Source organism: Burkholderia mycopellens, assembly GCF_964265025.1.
Classification (GTDB): domain Bacteria; phylum Pseudomonadota; class Gammaproteobacteria; order Burkholderiales; family Burkholderiaceae; genus Burkholderia.
Genome location: NZ_OZ183804.1, coordinates 671,007 through 688,893 on the forward strand (window position 1 = coordinate 671,007; position 17,887 = coordinate 688,893).

At 66.0% G+C, this 17,887-nt stretch carries 22 protein-coding genes; 6 read left to right on the forward strand and 16 right to left on the reverse strand.

Annotation, left to right across the window (positions count from 1 at the left end):
* Positions 1-46: 46 nt before the first annotated feature.
* A complete protein-coding gene (locus ACPTTC_RS36960; RefSeq protein ID WP_006489184.1) occupies positions 47-259 on the reverse strand; it encodes a twin transmembrane helix small protein in 213 nt (70 codons plus the stop codon).
* Complete coding sequence (locus tag ACPTTC_RS36965; RefSeq protein ID WP_041492597.1) at positions 256-606, reverse strand: hypothetical protein; 351 nt, start codon at positions 604-606, stop codon at positions 256-258. Before ACPTTC_RS36965 ends, ACPTTC_RS36960 begins: the two co-directional genes overlap by 4 nt.
* 258 nt (positions 607-864) lie before the next feature.
* On the opposite strand from ACPTTC_RS36965, the gene ACPTTC_RS36970 reads away from it, so the two are divergent.
* Positions 865-1,623, forward strand: a complete 759-nt coding sequence (locus ACPTTC_RS36970) for a YoaK family protein (RefSeq protein WP_423396235.1) — start codon at positions 865-867, stop codon at positions 1,621-1,623.
* An 87-nt stretch (positions 1,624-1,710) separates the two neighbouring features.
* Positions 1,711-1,896 carry a ribbon-helix-helix protein, CopG family gene (locus tag ACPTTC_RS36975; RefSeq protein ID WP_021158209.1) on the forward strand — a complete coding sequence of 62 codons (186 nt, stop codon included), beginning with the start codon at positions 1,711-1,713 and terminating at the stop codon, positions 1,894-1,896.
* A 32-nt stretch (positions 1,897-1,928) separates the two neighbouring features.
* Here ACPTTC_RS36975 and ACPTTC_RS36980 read toward each other — a convergent pair whose 3' ends face one another.
* Positions 1,929-2,765 (reverse strand): spermidine synthase, encoded by an 837-nt coding sequence (locus tag ACPTTC_RS36980; protein WP_423396236.1) that lies wholly within the window; start codon positions 2,763-2,765, stop codon positions 1,929-1,931.
* Positions 2,766-2,808: 43 nt separating this feature from the next.
* Positions 2,809-3,153: a zinc ribbon domain-containing protein YjdM gene (locus tag ACPTTC_RS36985; RefSeq protein ID WP_423396237.1), complete on the reverse strand. Its 345-nt coding sequence runs from the start codon at positions 3,151-3,153 to the stop codon at positions 2,809-2,811.
* A 372-nt stretch (positions 3,154-3,525) separates the two neighbouring features.
* Between ACPTTC_RS36985 and ACPTTC_RS36990 the strand changes: the two genes are divergently transcribed.
* The 3 genes from ACPTTC_RS36990 (at position 3,526) to ACPTTC_RS37000 (ending at position 4,956) form a co-directional block, all read left to right on the forward strand.
* On the forward strand, positions 3,526-3,777 hold the full coding sequence (locus ACPTTC_RS36990) for an HPr family phosphocarrier protein (RefSeq protein WP_423396238.1): 252 nt from the start codon (positions 3,526-3,528) through the stop codon (positions 3,775-3,777).
* Between the two features lie 63 nt (positions 3,778-3,840).
* Positions 3,841-4,062, forward strand: a complete 222-nt coding sequence (locus ACPTTC_RS36995; protein ID WP_175952135.1) for a hypothetical protein — start codon at positions 3,841-3,843, stop codon at positions 4,060-4,062.
* Between the two features lie 354 nt (positions 4,063-4,416).
* Positions 4,417-4,956: a GNAT family N-acetyltransferase gene (locus ACPTTC_RS37000; protein ID WP_226201417.1), complete on the forward strand. Its 540-nt coding sequence runs from the start codon at positions 4,417-4,419 to the stop codon at positions 4,954-4,956.
* A gap of 67 nt (positions 4,957-5,023) precedes the next feature.
* On the opposite strand, the gene ACPTTC_RS37005 is transcribed toward ACPTTC_RS37000, so the two are convergent.
* Positions 5,024-5,245 (reverse strand): hypothetical protein, encoded by a 222-nt coding sequence (locus tag ACPTTC_RS37005; RefSeq protein WP_175952133.1) that lies wholly within the window; start codon positions 5,243-5,245, stop codon positions 5,024-5,026.
* A 95-nt stretch (positions 5,246-5,340) separates the two neighbouring features.
* Entirely contained in the window at positions 5,341-5,679 is a 339-nt protein-coding gene (locus tag ACPTTC_RS37010; protein ID WP_423396239.1) for a hypothetical protein, read from the reverse strand.
* A 626-nt stretch (positions 5,680-6,305) separates the two neighbouring features.
* On the opposite strand from ACPTTC_RS37010, the gene ACPTTC_RS37015 reads away from it, so the two are divergent.
* A complete protein-coding gene (locus ACPTTC_RS37015; RefSeq protein WP_423396571.1) occupies positions 6,306-7,016 on the forward strand; it encodes a response regulator in 711 nt (236 codons plus the stop codon).
* A 62-nt stretch (positions 7,017-7,078) separates the two neighbouring features.
* Here ACPTTC_RS37015 and ACPTTC_RS37020 read toward each other — a convergent pair whose 3' ends face one another.
* The 10 genes from ACPTTC_RS37020 to iaaH all read right to left on the reverse strand — a co-directional run bounded on the left by ACPTTC_RS37020 (position 7,079) and on the right by iaaH (position 17,824).
* Entirely contained in the window at positions 7,079-8,257 is a 1,179-nt protein-coding gene (locus ACPTTC_RS37020) for a hypothetical protein (RefSeq protein WP_423396240.1), read from the reverse strand.
* A gap of 61 nt (positions 8,258-8,318) precedes the next feature.
* Complete coding sequence (locus tag ACPTTC_RS37025) at positions 8,319-9,131, reverse strand: creatininase family protein (RefSeq protein WP_175970524.1); 813 nt, start codon at positions 9,129-9,131, stop codon at positions 8,319-8,321.
* A 230-nt stretch (positions 9,132-9,361) separates the two neighbouring features.
* On the reverse strand, positions 9,362-9,760 hold the full coding sequence (locus ACPTTC_RS37030) for a RidA family protein (RefSeq protein ID WP_423396241.1): 399 nt from the start codon (positions 9,758-9,760) through the stop codon (positions 9,362-9,364).
* A gap of 91 nt (positions 9,761-9,851) precedes the next feature.
* A complete protein-coding gene (benD, locus tag ACPTTC_RS37035; protein ID WP_423396242.1) occupies positions 9,852-10,622 on the reverse strand; it encodes a benzoate diol dehydrogenase BenD in 771 nt (256 codons plus the stop codon).
* A gap of 2 nt (positions 10,623-10,624) precedes the next feature.
* Positions 10,625-11,647, reverse strand: coding sequence for a benzoate 1,2-dioxygenase electron transfer component BenC (benC, locus tag ACPTTC_RS37040; protein WP_423396243.1), 1,023 nt, complete (start codon positions 11,645-11,647; stop codon positions 10,625-10,627).
* A gap of 40 nt (positions 11,648-11,687) precedes the next feature.
* Positions 11,688-12,176 (reverse strand): benzoate 1,2-dioxygenase small subunit, encoded by a 489-nt coding sequence (gene benB / locus ACPTTC_RS37045; protein WP_423396244.1) that lies wholly within the window; start codon positions 12,174-12,176, stop codon positions 11,688-11,690.
* A complete protein-coding gene (locus ACPTTC_RS37050; RefSeq protein WP_423396245.1) occupies positions 12,173-13,531 on the reverse strand; it encodes a Rieske 2Fe-2S domain-containing protein in 1,359 nt (452 codons plus the stop codon). The genes benB and ACPTTC_RS37050 overlap by 4 nt, the downstream gene beginning before the upstream one ends.
* A gap of 113 nt (positions 13,532-13,644) precedes the next feature.
* Complete coding sequence (gene catA / locus ACPTTC_RS37055; protein ID WP_423396246.1) at positions 13,645-14,589, reverse strand: catechol 1,2-dioxygenase; 945 nt, start codon at positions 14,587-14,589, stop codon at positions 13,645-13,647.
* 56 nt (positions 14,590-14,645) lie between these two features.
* Positions 14,646-15,782: a muconate/chloromuconate family cycloisomerase gene (locus ACPTTC_RS37060; RefSeq protein WP_423396247.1), complete on the reverse strand. Its 1,137-nt coding sequence runs from the start codon at positions 15,780-15,782 to the stop codon at positions 14,646-14,648.
* 563 nt (positions 15,783-16,345) lie between these two features.
* Positions 16,346-17,824 (reverse strand): indoleacetamide hydrolase, encoded by a 1,479-nt coding sequence (gene iaaH / locus ACPTTC_RS37065; protein WP_423396248.1) that lies wholly within the window; start codon positions 17,822-17,824, stop codon positions 16,346-16,348.
* Positions 17,825-17,887: the final 63 nt, after the last annotated feature.

Below are 17,887 nucleotides of genomic sequence, written 5' to 3' on the forward strand. Positions count from 1 at the left end.
ACTCGCATTCTTGCGAACGCCCCGCATGCAACGGGGCGTCCATCGTTCAGCGACCGATCGGCAACCCGGTCGGCTCGATCCAGCCCAGCTTGTACGCGATCAGCAGCGACAGGAACAGCGTGACCGACAGCCCGACGCGTGCCGCGAGCGACCATGCCATCCGCTTGGACTTGCCGCGATCGTGATTCATGAAATACAGCGCGAAGATCAGGCTCGCGATGATCATCGCGAATGCCACGGAAACCAGCAGAGTTTTCATTGGTGATGCCCTTGAAGATCGGAATCGGCCTGAATCAGTTCGGCCAGTTTTTGCCGCTCGTCGGCGAGCTCGCCGACGCCCGACGCCGGCCAGTCCAGCGCGACGCCATTGCCCAGCGAATCGCGCACGAGCGCCTGGTAGCGGCGGTCGTTGATCCGGCCGTGGTCCATCGTTTCGGAGATCTCGCGCCGGAACGGCAGCGGAAAACTCGCGTACGCGCGCGACAGCGCCGCATATTGTCTCGCATCGATCTCTTTCGACGATGGTATGACAGTCCAGATCACCACGGCCACGATGGCCGTGAACGGGATCGCCGTGTAGCGAAGAATGAACTTGATCGGGGTCATGAAGCGGTAGGCAGAAGTGATCGCGAAGGCGGGCGGCGCGGCCATGCGGCAGCGGAGCCGCGGTCAGGCCGCACTGGACGACATTGTACTGCCGCCCCCATGAGACTAACAGAGTATGATAATGTCATTATCATGTTCGTCACATCATTCGAGAGACGCGGTACCCGTGCGCAGGCGGCTTGCCCGCCCTGCCGTCCGGCGCCCGTCTTACAGTCCGTGCCCGCGATCCGCGGCGATTGAGCGAAGCCCCCAGCCCCTATGCCAGCGCAGTACTTTCGAAACCTGGCCGGAAAACACCGCAGCGCGACCGCGAACCGTCAGCTCGGGTTTTCGCTGGCGTTCGTCGCCGGCGCGGCCAATGCCGGCGGCTTTCTCGCGGTCAAGCAATATACGTCGCACATGAGCGGCATCGTGTCGGCGATCGCCGACCAGACGGCGCTCGGCGACGTGCGGCTCGCGCTGGCCGGCATCAGCTCGCTCGGGTCGTTCCTGATCGGCGCCAGTTGCTCGGCGATCCTCGTCAACTGGGGCCGCCGCCGCGGCCTGCACAGCCAGTTCATGCTGCCGCTGCTGCTCGAGGCCGCGCTGCTGCTCCTGTTCGGCCTGCTCGGCAGCCACCTCGCGCTGTGGGAGACCTTCTTCGTGCCCGTGACCGTGACGCTGCTGTGCTTCATCATGGGGCTGCAGAACGCGACCATCACGAAGCTGTCGGGCGCGGAGATCCGCACGACGCACATGACCGGCATCGTGACCGACCTCGGCATCGAACTCGGGAAGCTGTTCTACTGGAACCGCTCGGCGGTCGACGTCGACGCGCATGCGGTCATCGCCAACCGCTCGAAACTGCGGATTCACGCGACGATGCTCACGTCGTTCTTCATCGGCGGCCTGGCCGGCGCGATCGGCTTCAAGCATGTCGGCTACGTATCGACCGTGCCGCTTGCCGCGATGCTCGTCACGCTCGCGATCGTCCCGGTGATCGACGACCTGCTCGCGTTGCTCCGCAGCAGGGGCTGATCGCGCATCGGGAGCGCGCTTTCGGCGGTGGCGCCGAAGGCGGATCGATTATAATTTGATTAACATACCGACCACCCTCGCCCTGCAATGGAAACAAAAACCGCCCGCCTGACCGTCCTGATCGACCCCGCGAAGAAAGAAGCCTTCGAGATGCTCTGCGCGGAGCAGGATCTCACGCCTTCGCAAGTCGTGCGGCAACTGATCCGCGAGTATCTCGACCGCCACGGCGTGACGTACAAGACCAAGAGCGCGCTCGGCAAGCGCGTGAAGTAAGCGCGGCCGTACAGGCCGCGCGGGCAGCGCGCCTACTCGCCGATTTCCCAGCGCCCGTGCGGCTGCGCACGCATCACCAGCCGTTGCGGGTCGACACGCTCTCCAGCCTTCATGCGCCTCGCCGTAGCCGCCAGCTTGAGCTCGCCGGCCCGCGCACACGCGAGTGCGCGTTCAAGCAGGATACGCAGCGACGGCAGCCGGTTGCCGCCCTTCCACGCGAACGCGATGAAGTTGTTGTCGTCGCCGCACGGCACCAGCGTATACGACGCACCGAACACGGCCCGAAGGTGCTCGAGATGCTCCGGCAGCGCCGGATCGTCGTCCATGAAGTTGATCGCCAGCACGCCGGTTTCGCTCAGGCGCTCGCGGCATGCAGCGAGGAATGCCGCGCCCGTACACCGGCCCCGCATGCCGTCGGCGACGAACGCATCGTGCAGGATCACGTCCGTCCTGACATCCGCCCTTTCCAGATGATCCGCGCCGTCGGCGCACACCACCGTGAACCGGCCGTCATCAGCAGGAATCCTGAATACATCCCGCAGCGCGATCACGTTCGGATTGATCTCGACCGCGTCGATCGCCGCGCCGGGCAAGTGCCGGTAGCAGTACTTCGCCAGCGAGCCGCCGCCGAGCCCGAGCATGCAGATGTGCGCGGGCTCGGGCTGCAGCAGCAGAAAGCCCATCATCACGCGTGTATAGCCGAGCTCGAGCCGGCCCGGATCCCGGCGCGACATGAAGCTCTGCGTGCCGAAATGGTCGAAGTGCAGCGAAAGCGCGTGCTCCGTCTCCAGCACGAACGGCCGGCCGTCGTTCAGCGGCGTCGCCAGGAACCTGATGAACGCGTCGTAGGAAATTCGATCTTCGGCCATGAACGGGCAGTCGATTGCAAACGGTCGATTGGAGCGTGCGCGCTCAGACTTTCTTCAGGTAACAGGCCTTCAGCATGAAGCCGCCCATGTCGGTCTTGCAATCGACCTCGTGATCGCCACCGACGAGCCGGATGCTCTTGACCTTGGTGCCCATCTTCAGCGTGATCGACGAACCCTTCACGCGCAAGTCCTTGATCAGCACGACCGAGTCGCCATCCGACAGCACGTTGCCGTTGGCGTCCTTGACGACATCGCCCGCCGGCTCGTCGCCCGCGTCGGCGCCAGCGTCGGCCGACCATTCATGGCCGCAGTCCGCGCATACGGTCAGCGGGCCGTCCGGGTAAGTGTTTTCCATCGCGCATTGCGGGCAGGCAGGGGCGGCGTTCATTGCAGCTTCCATTCAGGGGGTGAGTCGTCGATAAAAATATCGGGCGCGCTGGCAGCGTCGCCCGGTGGGCCTGCAGGTACCGGCCGATGAGTCGACGGGCTGCCTTTGGCGCACACAATATTATAATGCAATACACATGTCTTGATTGCCGTATTATAATCAACGTTCTCGTGCCGTTCGCCGGATTTGCGGCCCGTTTCACCGAGAATGCCGGCACATCCACGCAGGATGTGCACACCCCGGCCGCGCTGCCAGCTTCCCCGAGTCGTACGGGAAAGCCCGTTTCACGCCCGACTGGCGCACCACTGGCCCAGCGCCGCACACCGATTCCGACGTTCCGTCCAGAGGCTTTCCGACATTGTGGCAACCGTTGTGTACGTTGAAATCGGCCCCGCGTGGAACCGCAACCGCGGCGGCTGCGCACGCGAAGCAGCCGTCGCGGCAGCGCGCGGCTTCGAAAGCGACATCCTGCTGATCGCGAACGGGATCAGCAGCAACGCGAAGGACAGCGCCGCCATCGCGGCGCTGCGGGTGCACGGCGGCACGTCCGCGCAAGTGCTGGCCACCGGCCCCGACGAGGAAGCGGCACTGCAGGCGCTGCTGCCTGCGCTGCAAGCGCGCTGACCCGCGCACCACCCGATGTCACGGCATCCCGCCCACCCCGAATCCCCTTTTCACGAGGAAGCGATGAGCGACAACTTCACGCCCAACACCCCGAACCTGTCGGCCTCCGCCATCTGGGCGCTCGAGCGCCTCGCCGATGTCCGCTACGGGCGCGACGCGCCGGCGCTCGGCTGGTCGATCGCCAGGGAGCTCGTCAGCGCCGGCTTCGTCAGCCATTCCGCACACGGCCGCTCGGGCGCGTCGATCACGGCCGAAGGGCGCACTTTCCTGAAAAGCCGGAAGTAGATCGTCAGCGGCGGCGAATCATATTGATCCTTTTGCGCATCAATTTGGCGATTTTTCGACTGATGAGGATCGTTCCGCGCTTCTATCGTCGATGCGACGACGTCACCTCCGGCCGGCCGCCGCGCCGCCAATGCGGGCAAGGGTTTTGCTATCATTTCGGCTCCCTGTCTTGCCGAACTGGACATACCCGCTCGCAGAGTGCCGCCGTCGCCTGCCGTCGATCGTACGCCGCCGCTCGCCAAGCAACATCGCCGCCCGATCTGCCAGCGGGTGCGTGAACGGGACCCAGCCAGCGCGGCATCGACGTGCTGACGGCCAGGCCGTCTCATGCTCCTCTCGTATCCGGAAACCACGATGCCGCCCGTCTCCTCCCCGCCCGTTCTCGACACGCCGCGCCTCATCCTCGAAGGCCACCCGCTCGGCGACTTCGATGCGCTCGCCGCGATGTGGACCGAGCCCGAGGTTGTCGAACACATCTTCAACGGCGAGCCGTCGGCGCCGCGTGACTCGTGGATGCGCATGCTCGCGTATCGCGGGCTGTGGCCGCTGCTCGGCTATGGCTACTGGGCAATTCGCGAGAAGGCATCGGGCCGCTATGTCGGCGATCTCGGTTTCGCCGATTTCCACCGGCTCATCGAGCCGTCGATTCGCGGCGTGCCGGAAGCCGGCTGGGCACTGGCGACGTGGGCGCACGGCAAGGGTTACGCGACCGAGGCGCTCGCGGCCGCGCTGGGATGGCTCGACGGGCAACAGCGGTTCGAGCGCAGCGTGTGCGTGATCGCGCCGACCAACGTCGCGTCGATCCGCGTGGCGGAAAAAGCCGGTTACGGCGAGCCGATCCGGATCCGGTTCAACGACGCCGACTCATTGCTGTTTTCGCGCGCGAGCCGGTAAGCTGGATGGCGTACCGGCTATCGCGGGCGCGCCGCGGGAGCTTGCGGCGTCGGCGCACGCTCGGCGCTCACCCCACCGCCGGTTCATAAAGACTCGTAAAGAGCCCGTTGTCCATCGGCCAACAGTTGCCGCGCTCGTCGAGCAATATCCAGTCACCCGGCTTCACCGCACGCCAGCCTTCCGGCGTGGCGACTGCCCGGCCGCCGTCACGGGTTTCCACCCGATCGTGGTCGCCATCGACGAACCACCGAGTTGCATCGACATAACTGATGCGTTTTCGAAATCGCATACCGCCACCGAAACGTTGAGACCTGACGGGCCTGTCCAAAGAGCTTTCCGCGGATTGAGCATGTGCGTCGCGAGGGGCCGTGAAACTCACGGGCGTCACGAAGGGAGTCGGGAGGCCATGGCATCCGCCCCCGGCGACAGCGGCTGCGCCGTCAACGCCTGCGTCGCCAACTGGACTTCTTGCAACGCCTTCCGGCTCTCGGCAACGAGGGCTTCCAGCGTTTCCCGTGCAGCAATGGAGATCCGGATATCGATCTCCCGCATTCTCCCGATCGCCGCGTGAACCTCGTCGGGTTGATCGGGCACAAGCGTCATCAGGAACATCGAGCGTGTGTCGGCGGCCCGGACGGCCTCGTTCCAGTCGGCGCGGGCGACCGCGACTTCGATCGCGTTCGTCAGTGAATCGAGACTCTGGATGATTTGAAGCGGCGTCATTTCGCATTCCTATCAGAACATCGTGGTGGCCGGACCTTTACCCGCCGAAGGCCAGGGACACGCCGACACCGATCCGCACGCGTCGAGCACCGGCTGCGGCTCGCCGAAGGCACGCAATCAACGGAGCCACGACACGCTATCGATCATCGCCTTCGCGCTTGCATGCTCTTTGGCGACCAACCGGAAGCGGGTGTGGGTCATGCCCGCCACCGAATTGCCACGATTGTAAGGAGCCGCATTGCATCCGGTTCGTAATATTTTGTAATGATATGTCGAGCAATCTTTACCGGGATTCGATCCGGGCGTGGGTACTTCGTACGCGCGGCCATGTTTCGCAAACGTTTTCTTGCGAACGACACCTCGTCCGGCACCCGTGCCGGCGACGCGCCGGACGTTACGCCGAACCTTTTCGTCCGGACATCGTCCCGTTCGGCGACGACACGATTCCACACGTTCGCCCGTTCACAGCGGCGATGATTGGCGCGCGGAAGGCGTGGCCGAACGATTCAGATTTCGCCACATTCCGCCAGAATGTTTCGCAGTATCATGCGCCTCTCTTCGGCTCCCCCCTGTTCGGAATGGGCCTGAGCGCTCGCCACTTTCCCGTTTCACCCCTTCGTTTAGCGATGCCCATCCGAATCCTGCTCGTCGAAGACGACGTCCATCTGTCCGCACTGATCGCAGACTATCTGCGCATGCATCAGTACGACGTGGACACACTGTTCGACGGCACCGACGCCGTATCCACCATCGTCTCGCGTCGCCCCGACGTGGTGCTTCTCGACATCAACCTGCCGGGCAAGGACGGCTTCGAGATTTGCCGCGAGGCACGCATGCGGTATGACGGCATCGTCATCATGATCACGGCCCGCGACGACCAGTTCGACGAGTTGCTCGGCCTGGAATTCGGCGCGGACGACTTTCTCCACAAGCCGGTCGAGCCGCGCATTCTGCTCGCGCGGATCAAGGCCCACCTGAGACGGATACGCATGCGCCCGGACGACGTCGCGCCGGCGTCGCCTCATCGATTCGAGTTCGGCAAGTTTTCGATCGACCGGGCGGATCGCAAGGTTCGCCTTCCGGACGGGAGCGCGCCTCGCCTGACTTCGACCGAATTCGACCTGCTGTGGGCCCTCGTCTGCCGTGCCGGTGAAGTGGTCAGCCGGGAAGAGCTGACGCAGCTGCTACGCGGCATCGAGTTCGACGGCTTCGACCGCTCGATCGACGGCCGCATCTCGAAGCTGCGCCGCAAGCTGCGCGATGACCTGACGGAACCGAAGCGAATCAAGACGATCCGCTGCAAGGGCTATCAGTTCAGCAAGCACGCGTGGGAGTGACGGGGGCAGTCACGTGCCCTTCGCCTGCTCGCCGGGCCGGTACGCGCCGACCGGCCGACGCCCTACCGCATGTTCCCCGTATGGCCCAGCGAATAGCGCCCCGGCTGCGGCCACACCGTCAGGCCGTGCGGCTCCATGCCGACGGGAATCGACCGGACCGCGCCGCTCGTGGTGTCGATCGCATAGACGACATCATCGAAGCGGCCCGACAGCCACAGCGTCTTGCCGTCCGCGCTGACGTTGCCCATGTCGGGGCTGCCGCCACCGGGAATCGGCCAGGTTGCGACCACCTTGCGGGTCGCGAAATCGAGCACCGATACGCTGCCCTTGCCGTGCGGCGGCCCGTGGACGCGATTGGAGCCGCGATTCGCGATATAGAGCTTCGTGCCGTCGCGGCTCGGATACAGCCCGTGCGTTCCGACGCCGGTCGGGATGAAGCCGATCTTCGTGAAGCGGTCGCCATCGACGACGTACACACCGTCCGCCATCATGTCGGCGACATAGAACACCTTGCCGTCCGGCGACACGCGGATGTCCTGCGGCATCCCCTTCCGGTCGAGTTCAAGGTAGCCGATCACCTTGCGATTCACCAGGTCGATCTTCGCGAGCTTGCCGCCGAACTCGCACGTGAAGAGCGCATACCGGCCGTCGATCGAAAAGTCGGCGTGGTTGATGCCCTTGCATTGCGGCACATCGAGGCTCGACTTCAGCGCCATCGTCTTCGGGTCGCGGAAGTCGAGCCGCGCATGCGCCTCGGCCACCACGATCGCCGCCTTGCCGTCGGGCATGAAATACATGTTGTACGGGTCGTCGACACTCACTTCCTGGCCCGGCTTGCCCGTCTTCGGATCGATCGGCGTCAGGCTGCCGTCGGTTCGCCCTTCCGCATTGTTCGCGACCCACAGCGTCTGCAGGTCCCATGCCGGCACGACGTGCTGCGGACTGCGGCCGACCGCGAACCGGTCGACGACCTTGTACGTGGCCGGGTCGATCACGTAGACGTCGTTCGATCTCAGGTTCGGCACATAGATGCGCGGCAACGCGCCCGCCACCGCCGCGCTCATGTGGCCGGCCTGCGCCTCGCTGTACAGGTTGTCGGGGTGGATGACGGGCGGCATGCCGGGTACGACCGCGATGGCCGACGCCGCGATCGCACCGTGGGCACCGAAGCCGGCCAGCGCTGCCATGATGACGATCGCGGAACGGGAGAAGCGGATATGACGACGAAAGCGCGGCTGCATGACGATGTCCCTGTCCGATTGAATGGAACGACGACAAAGGTAGCGCGACGGCGCGGCTGCGTCAGCGGCCGGCGATTTCCTTTCTGATCGCATCGACGGTGCGCGACACGATGGCGTCGGTGCCGAGCCGGCCGAGTTCGACGCTCGCATGACGCGGATCGCCGCCGTAGACGCCGTCGACGGCGCCGGGCTTCGCGGCGTTGCGCAGCTTGTCGACCCTGACCATGCGCGGTGCGACCGCCAGCAGCAACGACGTGTCGGCCAGCCCCGCATGCGTGCCGATATCCGTGGCCGGCACGCCGTGCTCGCGCAGGATCTGGTCATAACCGTCGGAACTGGTGCCGTAGTACTCGGCCGGCACGAACGCACGCGCGCCCGTGCCGGCCCACGACTTGTTGAGCCGCGCTACCGCCTGCCTGATGTCATTCTGGTAGCCGCCGTGGTCGCCGAGAAACACGATGTTCGTGAAGCCATGGACGCGGAAACTGTTGGCCGCGGATTCGAGGGTCTTTTCGAAGACGTCGTCAGGCACGGTAATCGTGCCCGGGAAGCGCATGTGCGACGTCGGCGGCGCATAGCCGCCCTCGGGCACATAGGCGATGACGGGCGCGACGATCGCGTTGCCGAGGCCTTCCGCGATCCGCTCGGACAGTACCCTGACCCGCGCGTTGTGCTTGCCGAGCGCGACGTACGGGCCGCTTTGCTCGGTCCCGCCGATCGGAATCAGGACGGTGGTCCTGCCGGCCCGGATGCTGTCGCGCAGTTCGGTCCAGGTCATGTCCTCGAGTTGCACCGTTCCCGGCGCCTGAGCGAGCGCGGCTTGCGCGACGGTGAAAGCGAGGGCGGCGAAGATGGCGCGTGGCAGGCATTTCATCGCGGATTCTCGACGGAAGAAAAGAAACGACGCGGCGTTCCCTCGCACCATAAACGAACTCGCCCGACTTGTCGCTGACGCCGCGCAACGATTCACGACGGCGCTCGCGCGCAAGCAATTCGTCAGGATTCCGTCTTGCGTCGCGAAGCCTCTCGCGCCGGGCCGGCACACGACGAGCCGATTCGATGCACGGGCTGCGGCGCCTCGCGCCAACCTCCCGTCGACACACATCACGCCGGCAACACGGCCACCGCCTTGATCTCGACGATATAGCCAGGCGCGCCGCCCAGCATGTGCGCACCGACGGCCGTCCACGCCGGCCTCGGGTGCGCATCGAGGTAGCGGTCGCGCACCTGCATGAACAACGGCAGGTCGCGCATGTCGGTATGGAAGGTCGTCAGGTCGACCACGTCGTCGAACGATGCGCCGGCGGCTTCCAGCACGTGCTTCAAATTTTCGAACGCCTGCACGATCTGCGCTTCACGGCCTTCGACCAGTTGCATCGCCGCATCGCGGCCGATCTGCCCGGATACGTACAGCGTATCGCCGACTTTCAGGCCCGGTGCGTAGCCGATTGTCTCGTACACCGCTTCCATTCCCGCCGGAACGATGGCTTGGCGATCAAGCATGGAGGTCTCCGTGGCCGGCGTCTTCGCGCCGGCCGGTGGGTTGTCGATGAACACAGGTTGAACACGTGCAAGCGGCGTCACGACACGTCGCTCAACCCGTATCGCCGCCCGCGACCGGCAGCACCGTGCCGGTGATGTAGCTCGCCTCGTCGGACGCGAGGAACAGGATCGGTGCGATCTGCTCGTCGAGGCTGCCGTAGCGCTTGAAAAACGTCGATTCCGTGACCTGGCGCACGGCCTCGCCCATCCATGCCTGTTCCTGTTCGCTGTCGCCGGCCGCGTTACGCGGCACGCGGCGCGGCGGCGCGCTGGTGCCGCCCGGCGCGGTGGCGACGACCCGGATGTTGTGTGCCGCGTATTCCATCGCGAGCGCCGCCGTCAGCGCATTGACGCCGCCCTTCGCCGCCGAGTACGGCACGCGGCGGATGCCGCGCGTCGCGTTCGACGAGACGTTGACGATCGTGCCGCCGCCGCGCGCGAGCAGGTGCGGCAGTACCGCGTGACACGTATAGAGCGTCGGCATCAGCGAACGGCGGATTTCCGCATCGATCTGCGCGGGCTCGAATTCGGCGAACGGGCGCATGCGAATCGCGCCGCCGACGCCGTTGATCAGGATGTCGATGCCGCCGAACGTCTGCACGGCGTGCGCGATCGCCGCATGCGCGCCGTCATACGTCTCGAGATCGGCGACGAAGCCGGCCGTCTCGCCACCGATCGCTTCGGCCGCGACCTCGGCGACGAAATCCGCGCGATCGACGAACAGCACCCTGCCGCCTTCGGCCGCCGCGCGCAGCGCGACGCCGCGGCCGATGCCTTGTGCGGCGCCCGTGACGACGATGACCTTGCCAGAGAATCGTTGCATGATCACGCCGCCTTTGCCGTGACGTTGGGGGTGAACTTCTCGTAGTGGAAGCTGCGCGGCTTCACGCCTTCGTCGTCGAAGTACTTGCGCACCGCGTCGACCATCGGCGGCGGCCCGCACAGATACACGTCGACGTCGCCGTCGTTCAGCGCATCGGCCGGGATGTGCTGCGTGACCCAGCCCTTGCGCGCATGGCTCGACGCCGCATCCGCGACGACCGTCGCGAAGCTGAAGTTCGGCAACTTCGCCGCGTAGGCTTCGATCGCGTCGACCAGCACCAGGTCGAGATCGCGCGTCACGCCGTAGATCAGGTGCACCTTCTGCCGCGACCCGGTGCGCGCCAGCACCTCGAGCATCGACAGGAATGGCGCAAGCCCGGTGCCGCCCGCGAGGAACAGCAGCGGCCGCTGCACGTCGCGCAGGTAGAAGCTGCCGAGCGGCCCGTGCAGTTCCAGCTTGTCGCCGGGCTGCGCCGATTCGAGCCACGTACTCATCACGCCGCCGGGGATCTTCTTGATCAGGAAGCTGACCTTCGCATCGGCCGGCGCCGACGAAAACGAGTAGGACCGGTGCTGCCCGCTCGCGGGCACGACGATGTTCACGTACTGGCCTGGCAGGAACACGGGTGCGGCCGCGCCGACGTCGAGTTCGAGCACGACGGCTGCGTCGTTGTGCTGCTCGACCTTCGTCACCGTGGCGGCAAAGCCGCTCTGGCCCGTCTTGCATGCGACCGACGACGTCGGCACCGCGATCACGCAATCGCCTTGCGGCACCATCTGGCAGGTCAGCACGAGGCCGCTGTCCCTTTCGTCTTCGGTGAGCGCATCGTCGATGTAGTCGTCACCGAGATCGTAGCGGCCGCTTTCGGCGCGGCACTTGCAGGTGCCGCACACGCCGTCGGAGCAATCCATCGGCAGGTTGATCTTCGCGCGGAAGGCCGCGTCGAGCACCTTCTCGCCGGCCTTGCAGTCGATGAAGCGGGTTACCCCGTCCTCGAAGTTCAGTGCAATCTTGTAGCTGGACATGGCGTCACCTCCCCTTCCTTTCATGACAAAGCAACGGGTGTCAGACGTGATAGACGTCGAGCACCTGCCGGATGTAGTCGTTCTTCAGCACGATCTTCTTGTACGAGATCAGCAGTGCGTCGCCCGCACGGCGCAACGTGACGAACATCGTGCCGAAGAAGTGATCGGTCACGCGGTAGCGGTGGTTCAGCGTGTGAAAGTTGTAGCGCACGTCCACCTCGTCGTCGCGTTCGGCCAGCACCTCGACGTTCGTCACGTTGTGGCTGGTACGCGGCTCGGGCGTCGATGCGCCGCTGCGCTCGGTCTTGATCCGGAACACGCGATCCTCGAGGCCGCCGCGGTCCGGGTAGTACATCAGCGAGATCTGGCTCTGGTGATCCTCGGTCAGCCGATCGTCGTCGTCCCACGCGGGCATCCAGTACGTGACGTCTTCCGTGTAGCAGGTGAGCCACTCGTCCCACCGGCGATCGTCGAGCAGGCGCGCTTCGCGATACAGCGCGGCGCAAATGGTCCGGTAATCGAAGCTCATGCCGCCACCTCCCCGCGTTCCTTCTTCAGCGCATCGCGCATCACGTTCACCCAGTGTTCGTGCTGGCACACGAACAGCCCTTCGTCCTCGCTGCGCTCACCGGAAATGCGCGGGTTCAGCCCCATCTTCCGCGCGTTCTCGTCCGGCCCGTCGACCCACAGCGGCGCGCCGCGCGACAGGTCGTTCCACATCGCCGTGATGCCCGCGTAGCCGGCCTGGCACGCGCGGAATTCCTCGAGGTCGTCGGCGGTACCCATGCCGGTCACGTTGAAGAAATCCTCGTACTGGCGAATGCGCGTCGTGCGGTCGGCTTCGCTCTCGCCCTTCGGCGCGAAGCAGAAGATCGTGACTTCGGTCTTGTCGACGCCCAGCGGCCGCACCACGCGGATCTGCGTGCTGAACTGGTCCATCAGGAACACGTTCGGGTACACGCACAGGTTGCGGGTCTGGTTGACGATGAAGTCGGCCTGCACGTCGCCGACACGTGCCTTGATCTCTTCACGGTGCCGATACACCGGCCGCACTTCCGGGTTCATCGTCTGCGTCCACAGCAGGATGTGGCCGTTGTCGAAGCCGTACACGCCCGCGACCGACTTGCTCCAGCTGTTCGCATCGACGGCCTTGGTGCCGTCTTGCTTGCGGCGGCCCATCGTCGCCGCGTAGTTCCAGTGCACGGTGCTGACGTGGTAGCCGTCGCAGCCGTTCTCCATCTGCATCTTCCAGTTGCCTTCGTAGATGTAGGACGAGTTGCCGCGCAGCACTTCGAGCCCGTTCGGCGCCTGGTCGACGATCTGGTCGATGATCACGCGCGCTTCGCCGAGGTAGTCCTCGAGCGGCAGCACGTCGGCGCTGAGGCTGCCGAACAGGAAGCCGCGATAGTTCGCGAAGCGCGCGACCTTCTTCAGGTCGTGCGAGCCGTGCGTGTTGAACTGCACCGGATATTCGGTCGTCTTCTCGTCCTTCACCTTCAGCAGCTTGCCGGTGTTCGAGAAGGTCCAGCCGTGGAACGGGCACGTGAAGCTGCCCTTGTTGCCGTGCTTGCGGCGGCACAGCATCGCGCCCTTGTGCGCGCAGGCATTGATCACCGCGTGCAGCTCACCGGTCTTGTCGCGCGTGATCACGATCGGCTGGCGGCCGATCCACGTCGTGTAGTAATCGTTGTTGTCCGGGATCTGGCTTTCGTGCGCCAGGTACACCCAGTTGCCCTCGAAGATGTGCTTCATCTCGAGTTCGTACAGCTCGGCGTTCGTGAAGATGTCGCGACGGCAGCGGAATACGCCGGCTTCCTTGTCGTCCTGCACGGCGGTGGCGAGCAGGTGATCCAGGTCGGTGGGCTGGTCGATCGTGGCGGACATGTTGGCTCCTCCCATGCGCGTGCCGCGTCCTGCAAGCACGCTCGCATCGGTAATCGGTTGAATCTCGGGGAACCCGGCCGGCGGCGGCGCACTCGCACCGCGCCGGCGGGCGGTTACGCCGTCGCGGCTGCGCGCGGGCGGTGGACGATCTGGTTGTCCTTGCCCTGCACCAGCGGCGTCAGCACGAAGTTGAACTCGATGTCCTGGTATGCGTCGGCCTTCAAGCCGAGCGCCGTGCCGCCGGTCTTGTCGACCACGGGCGGGATCAGCTCCTCGCGCGTCGCGTACGCGAAGTCATCCCAGATCAGCGGATCGCCGGCGATGTTGAACTGCGTCGTCAGCTTGCGGTGGTCGCGGCTGTCGACGAAGAAGTGCACGTGCGCCGGGCGGTTGCCGTGGCGGCCGAGGCCGTTCAGCAGTTGTTGCGTCGCGCCCTGCGGCGGGCAGCCGTAGCCGACCGGCATCAGCGTGCGGAATTCGTACTTGCCGTCGGCCCCCGTCTTCACCGCGCCACGCAGGTTGAAATCGCTCTGCTTGCCGGTCGGGTCGAAGTGCGAATAGAAGCCGTGCGAGTTCGCGTGCCAGCATTCGACCACCGCGCCCGCGATCGGCTTGCCGTCGAGGCCCGTCACCGTGCCGTGGATCACGAGCGGGCCTGCGCCGTCGTCCGCGTCGAGGTCGATCTTCGACACGCCGTCGCGCACCGGTGCGCCCGCGACATACAGCGGCCCTTCGATCGTGCGCGGCGTGCCGCCGTCGAGGCCGGCCGCCTTGTCCGCGGCGTCCATCCGGATGTCGAGATACTTCTCGAGGCCGAGGCCGGCCGCGAGCAGCGCCGCTTCGCCGTCCTGGCCGAGCTTGTTCAGGTAGTTGACGCCGGCCCACACTTCGTCGGGCGTGATGTCGAGATCGTCGATCGCCTTGAACAGGTCGCCGAGCAGCCGCAGCACGACCTGCTGCGTGCGCGCGTTGCCGCCCTTCGCGCCGTTCGCGCCCGCGTTCGACGCGGCCTTCAGCAGTTCCTGCACTTCCCGGGTATCGAAAACTTTGACGCTCATGATGGTGTCTCCACGTGTATTAGGGGGAACGACGGCCTTTGCCTGGCTCGGGTTATCTATCGCGCGACTTTCGTCAGCCCGTCGCGGGTGAAACGCCTGACCTTGTCCTCGTCGAGCTCGATGCCGAGGCCAGGGCCGTCCGGCACGGTCAGTTCGAAGTCGCTGTAATCGAGCGGCTGCGTCAGTATCTCTTCGGTGATCAGCAGCGGCCCGAACAGTTCGGTGCCCCACTGCAGGTTCGCGAAACTCGCGAACAGGTGTGCAGAGGCCACCGTGCCGAACGCGCCTTCGAGCATCGTGCCGCCGTACAGCTCGATGCCGGCCGCATCCGCGATCGCGGCGACACGCTGCGCGGCGAACAGGCCACCGCTCTGTTCGATCTTGATCGCGAACACGTCCGCGCCGTGATGCTTCGCGATATCGAATGCGCTGTCGGGGCCCTGCAGGATTTCATCGGCCATCAGCGCGACCGGGAAGCGGCGCATCAGGCGCGCCAGCGCCGCGGCCGAGGCCACCGGCTGCTCGACCAGTTCGCAGCCGGCATCGGCCAGCGCCGGAATCGCACGCGCGGCTTGTGTTTCGCTCCAAGCCATGTTCACGTCGACGCGCACCGAGGCGCGATCGCCGACGGCCCTCTTGATCTCGGCTACGTGGCGGATATCCGTATCGGGCGCCTTCGCGCCGATCTTCAGCTTGAACACGTTGTGGCGACGCTGGTCGAGCATCCGCTCGGCTTCGGCGATGTCGGTGGCCGTGTCGCCCGACGCGAGCGTCCACGCAACCGGCAGGCGATCGCGGCGGCGGCCGCCGAGCAGCTCGCTCACCGGCACGCCGAGCCGCTTGCCGTGCGCGTCGAGCAGCGCGGTTTCGAGCGCGCTCTTCGCGAAGTGGTTGACCTTCGCGAGCTTGCCGAGGAACGCCATCAGCGTCTGGATGCGCGTTGCGTCCTTGCCGACGATTGCCGGCGCGAGATACGTGTCGATCGCCAGTTTCATCGCCTCGGGGCTTTCCGGGCCGTACGCCATGCCGGCGATCGTCGTGCCTTCGCCGAGCCCCGTCACGCCATCGCTGCAGAACACCTTCACGAGCATCAGCGTCTGGCCGTACATCGTGGCCACCGACAGCTTGTGCGGGCGGATCGTCGGCAGGTCAACGAGGCGGGTTTCGATGCGTTCGATGGTGACGGAGGACATGGGGCACGCCGTGGGGGTGAAGTTCTTGAGGCGATTTATACGTCTCGGCCGGATCGAGCGTCCAATACTTTTAGGCGGGCTTTTCAATACCTGAGAGGTATTGAAATCGCGGGTTATCACTGGAATTCCGCGACATGTCATACCCTCAATGACAGCCAGAATGGTCTGGAAGCCATGCTGGATCTGGGGAAAGCAGCCGCTCGGGACGCGGGGTGCCGGACGCAGGAACGGTGCCGGCCGTCGCGCCGGCCACGGCATCAAAGCGCGACTTCACCGGGCCGCATCAGGGTTTTCCTGATGGGTCGCAAGGGTTTCAGTGCGGTGATCCAAATGGCAGCACCGGTGCATCGGCTCGCGAACGTTGCGATAGTGACGCAGCAGGCCGTGACCATTTTCATTGCCGACGAAATGGCAATCGATCCGACAACGCAGGTACTGACCGCGGCCGGGTACTACGACGGCGTGGCCCCGGCAGCCGCACCGGCGCGCGGCCACGAACGCGACAGCCGAGTCGATCGCGTCCGGTCGCGATCGACTCGCCGAGCGTCCTGGCCGATCACGCGTCACGACGCGCCGTCGCCACCTGGGTAGCCGGCCAGCCGCCCCTCCACCCCGTACCCGTCGTCCGGCGCCGGCAACCGCCCGAGCACCCGCTCGACCTCCCGCGCGACCGCGATGAGTTCGCGATCGGCGCCGGCCGCCCCATCCAGTGCGAGACCCACCGGCAGCCCGGCCGCCGTCAGGCCGGCCGGGACGGTCATGCCCGGTACGCCGGCATTGCTGCCCGGCTCGGTATTCCGGATGTAGGTCGAGAACACCGAAGCGGTTTCGCCGTTGAGGATCATCGCGTCGCCCGACGGAATCGGGCAGGCCGCGGCGATCGTGGTCGGAAAGACCAGCGCATCGGCGCCGCTGTCGGCGAGGCACTGCCGATACGCGGCACGCGATCGTGTCCGGCGGTCGAGCGCGGTGCGATAAGCCGCTTCGCCAATACCGTCCGGGCCGGTGATATGACGGGCGATCTTCGCGACGTCCGGGCTTCCCACGTTCGCGACGATATCGTCGACCGACAGGTCGTAGCCGTTCTCGACCAGGTACGCGTGCATCGACGAACGGAATTCATACATCGCGATGACGGCCGGTTCGTCGTCGAAGAACCCCGGATAGTCGTTCAGGTCAAGGTCGACGCACTCGAATCCCGCCTGCGCCAGCTTCGCCACCGCGGCATTCGCCACCGCGTCGACATCCGGTGCGAGGCCGCGCCAGAACGTCGTGCTCGGGACCGCCAGGCGCACCGGGCGCGTCGCGCTGCGCGTCGGCATCGCCGTCGGCGCGCCGGTGCCGGTGCCCGACAGAATCGCGTCGAGCAGCGCGATGTCCTCGACCGACCGCGCGATCGGCCCGACGGTGTCGCGCGTGCGCGAAATCGGCGCCACGCCAGCCGACGGGTAGCGCCCCACGGTCGGGCGAAGGCCGACGGCGCCGCACAGCGCCGCCGGAATCCGCACCGAGCCGCCGGTGTCCGTCCCGAGTGCGGCAGGCACCACGCCCGCGCCGACCAGTGCGCCCGAGCCGCTGCTGCTGCCGCCCGGGATCCGGTTGAAGTCGTACGGGTTGCGTACCGCGCCCGTCACGCGGTTGTTGCCCGATACGCCGAAGGCCAGCTCGTGCAGGTTCGCCTTGCCCGCGATCAGCGCCCCGTGCGCCAGCAGCCGCGCGACGACCGGCGCGTGCTGCGGCGGCACGCGGTTGTGCAGCGCCAGCGTGCCGTTGCCGGTCGGCAGGCAGGCGGTGTCGATGTTGTCCTTGATCGCGATCGGCAGGCCCAGCAGCACGGGCGGGGCGGCCGACGTCGCGAAGTCGCGGTCGCAGCGGGCCGCTTCGGCGAGCAGCCGCGCGTCGTCGACGCAGGTAAAGCCGTTCAGGTAGCGCCAGCGTGCGTGCCGCTCGATCAGGGCGTACGCGTATTCGACACAGGAAAACTCCCGGCGCAGGATCGCGTTCCGGGCTTCGGTGAGCGTCAGGGTTCCCAGGGTGGGCATCGTCGTCGTTCCTCGTCATGGGGGATCGACACACGGTAGGGCGAGCCGATTTTGACGCCCATC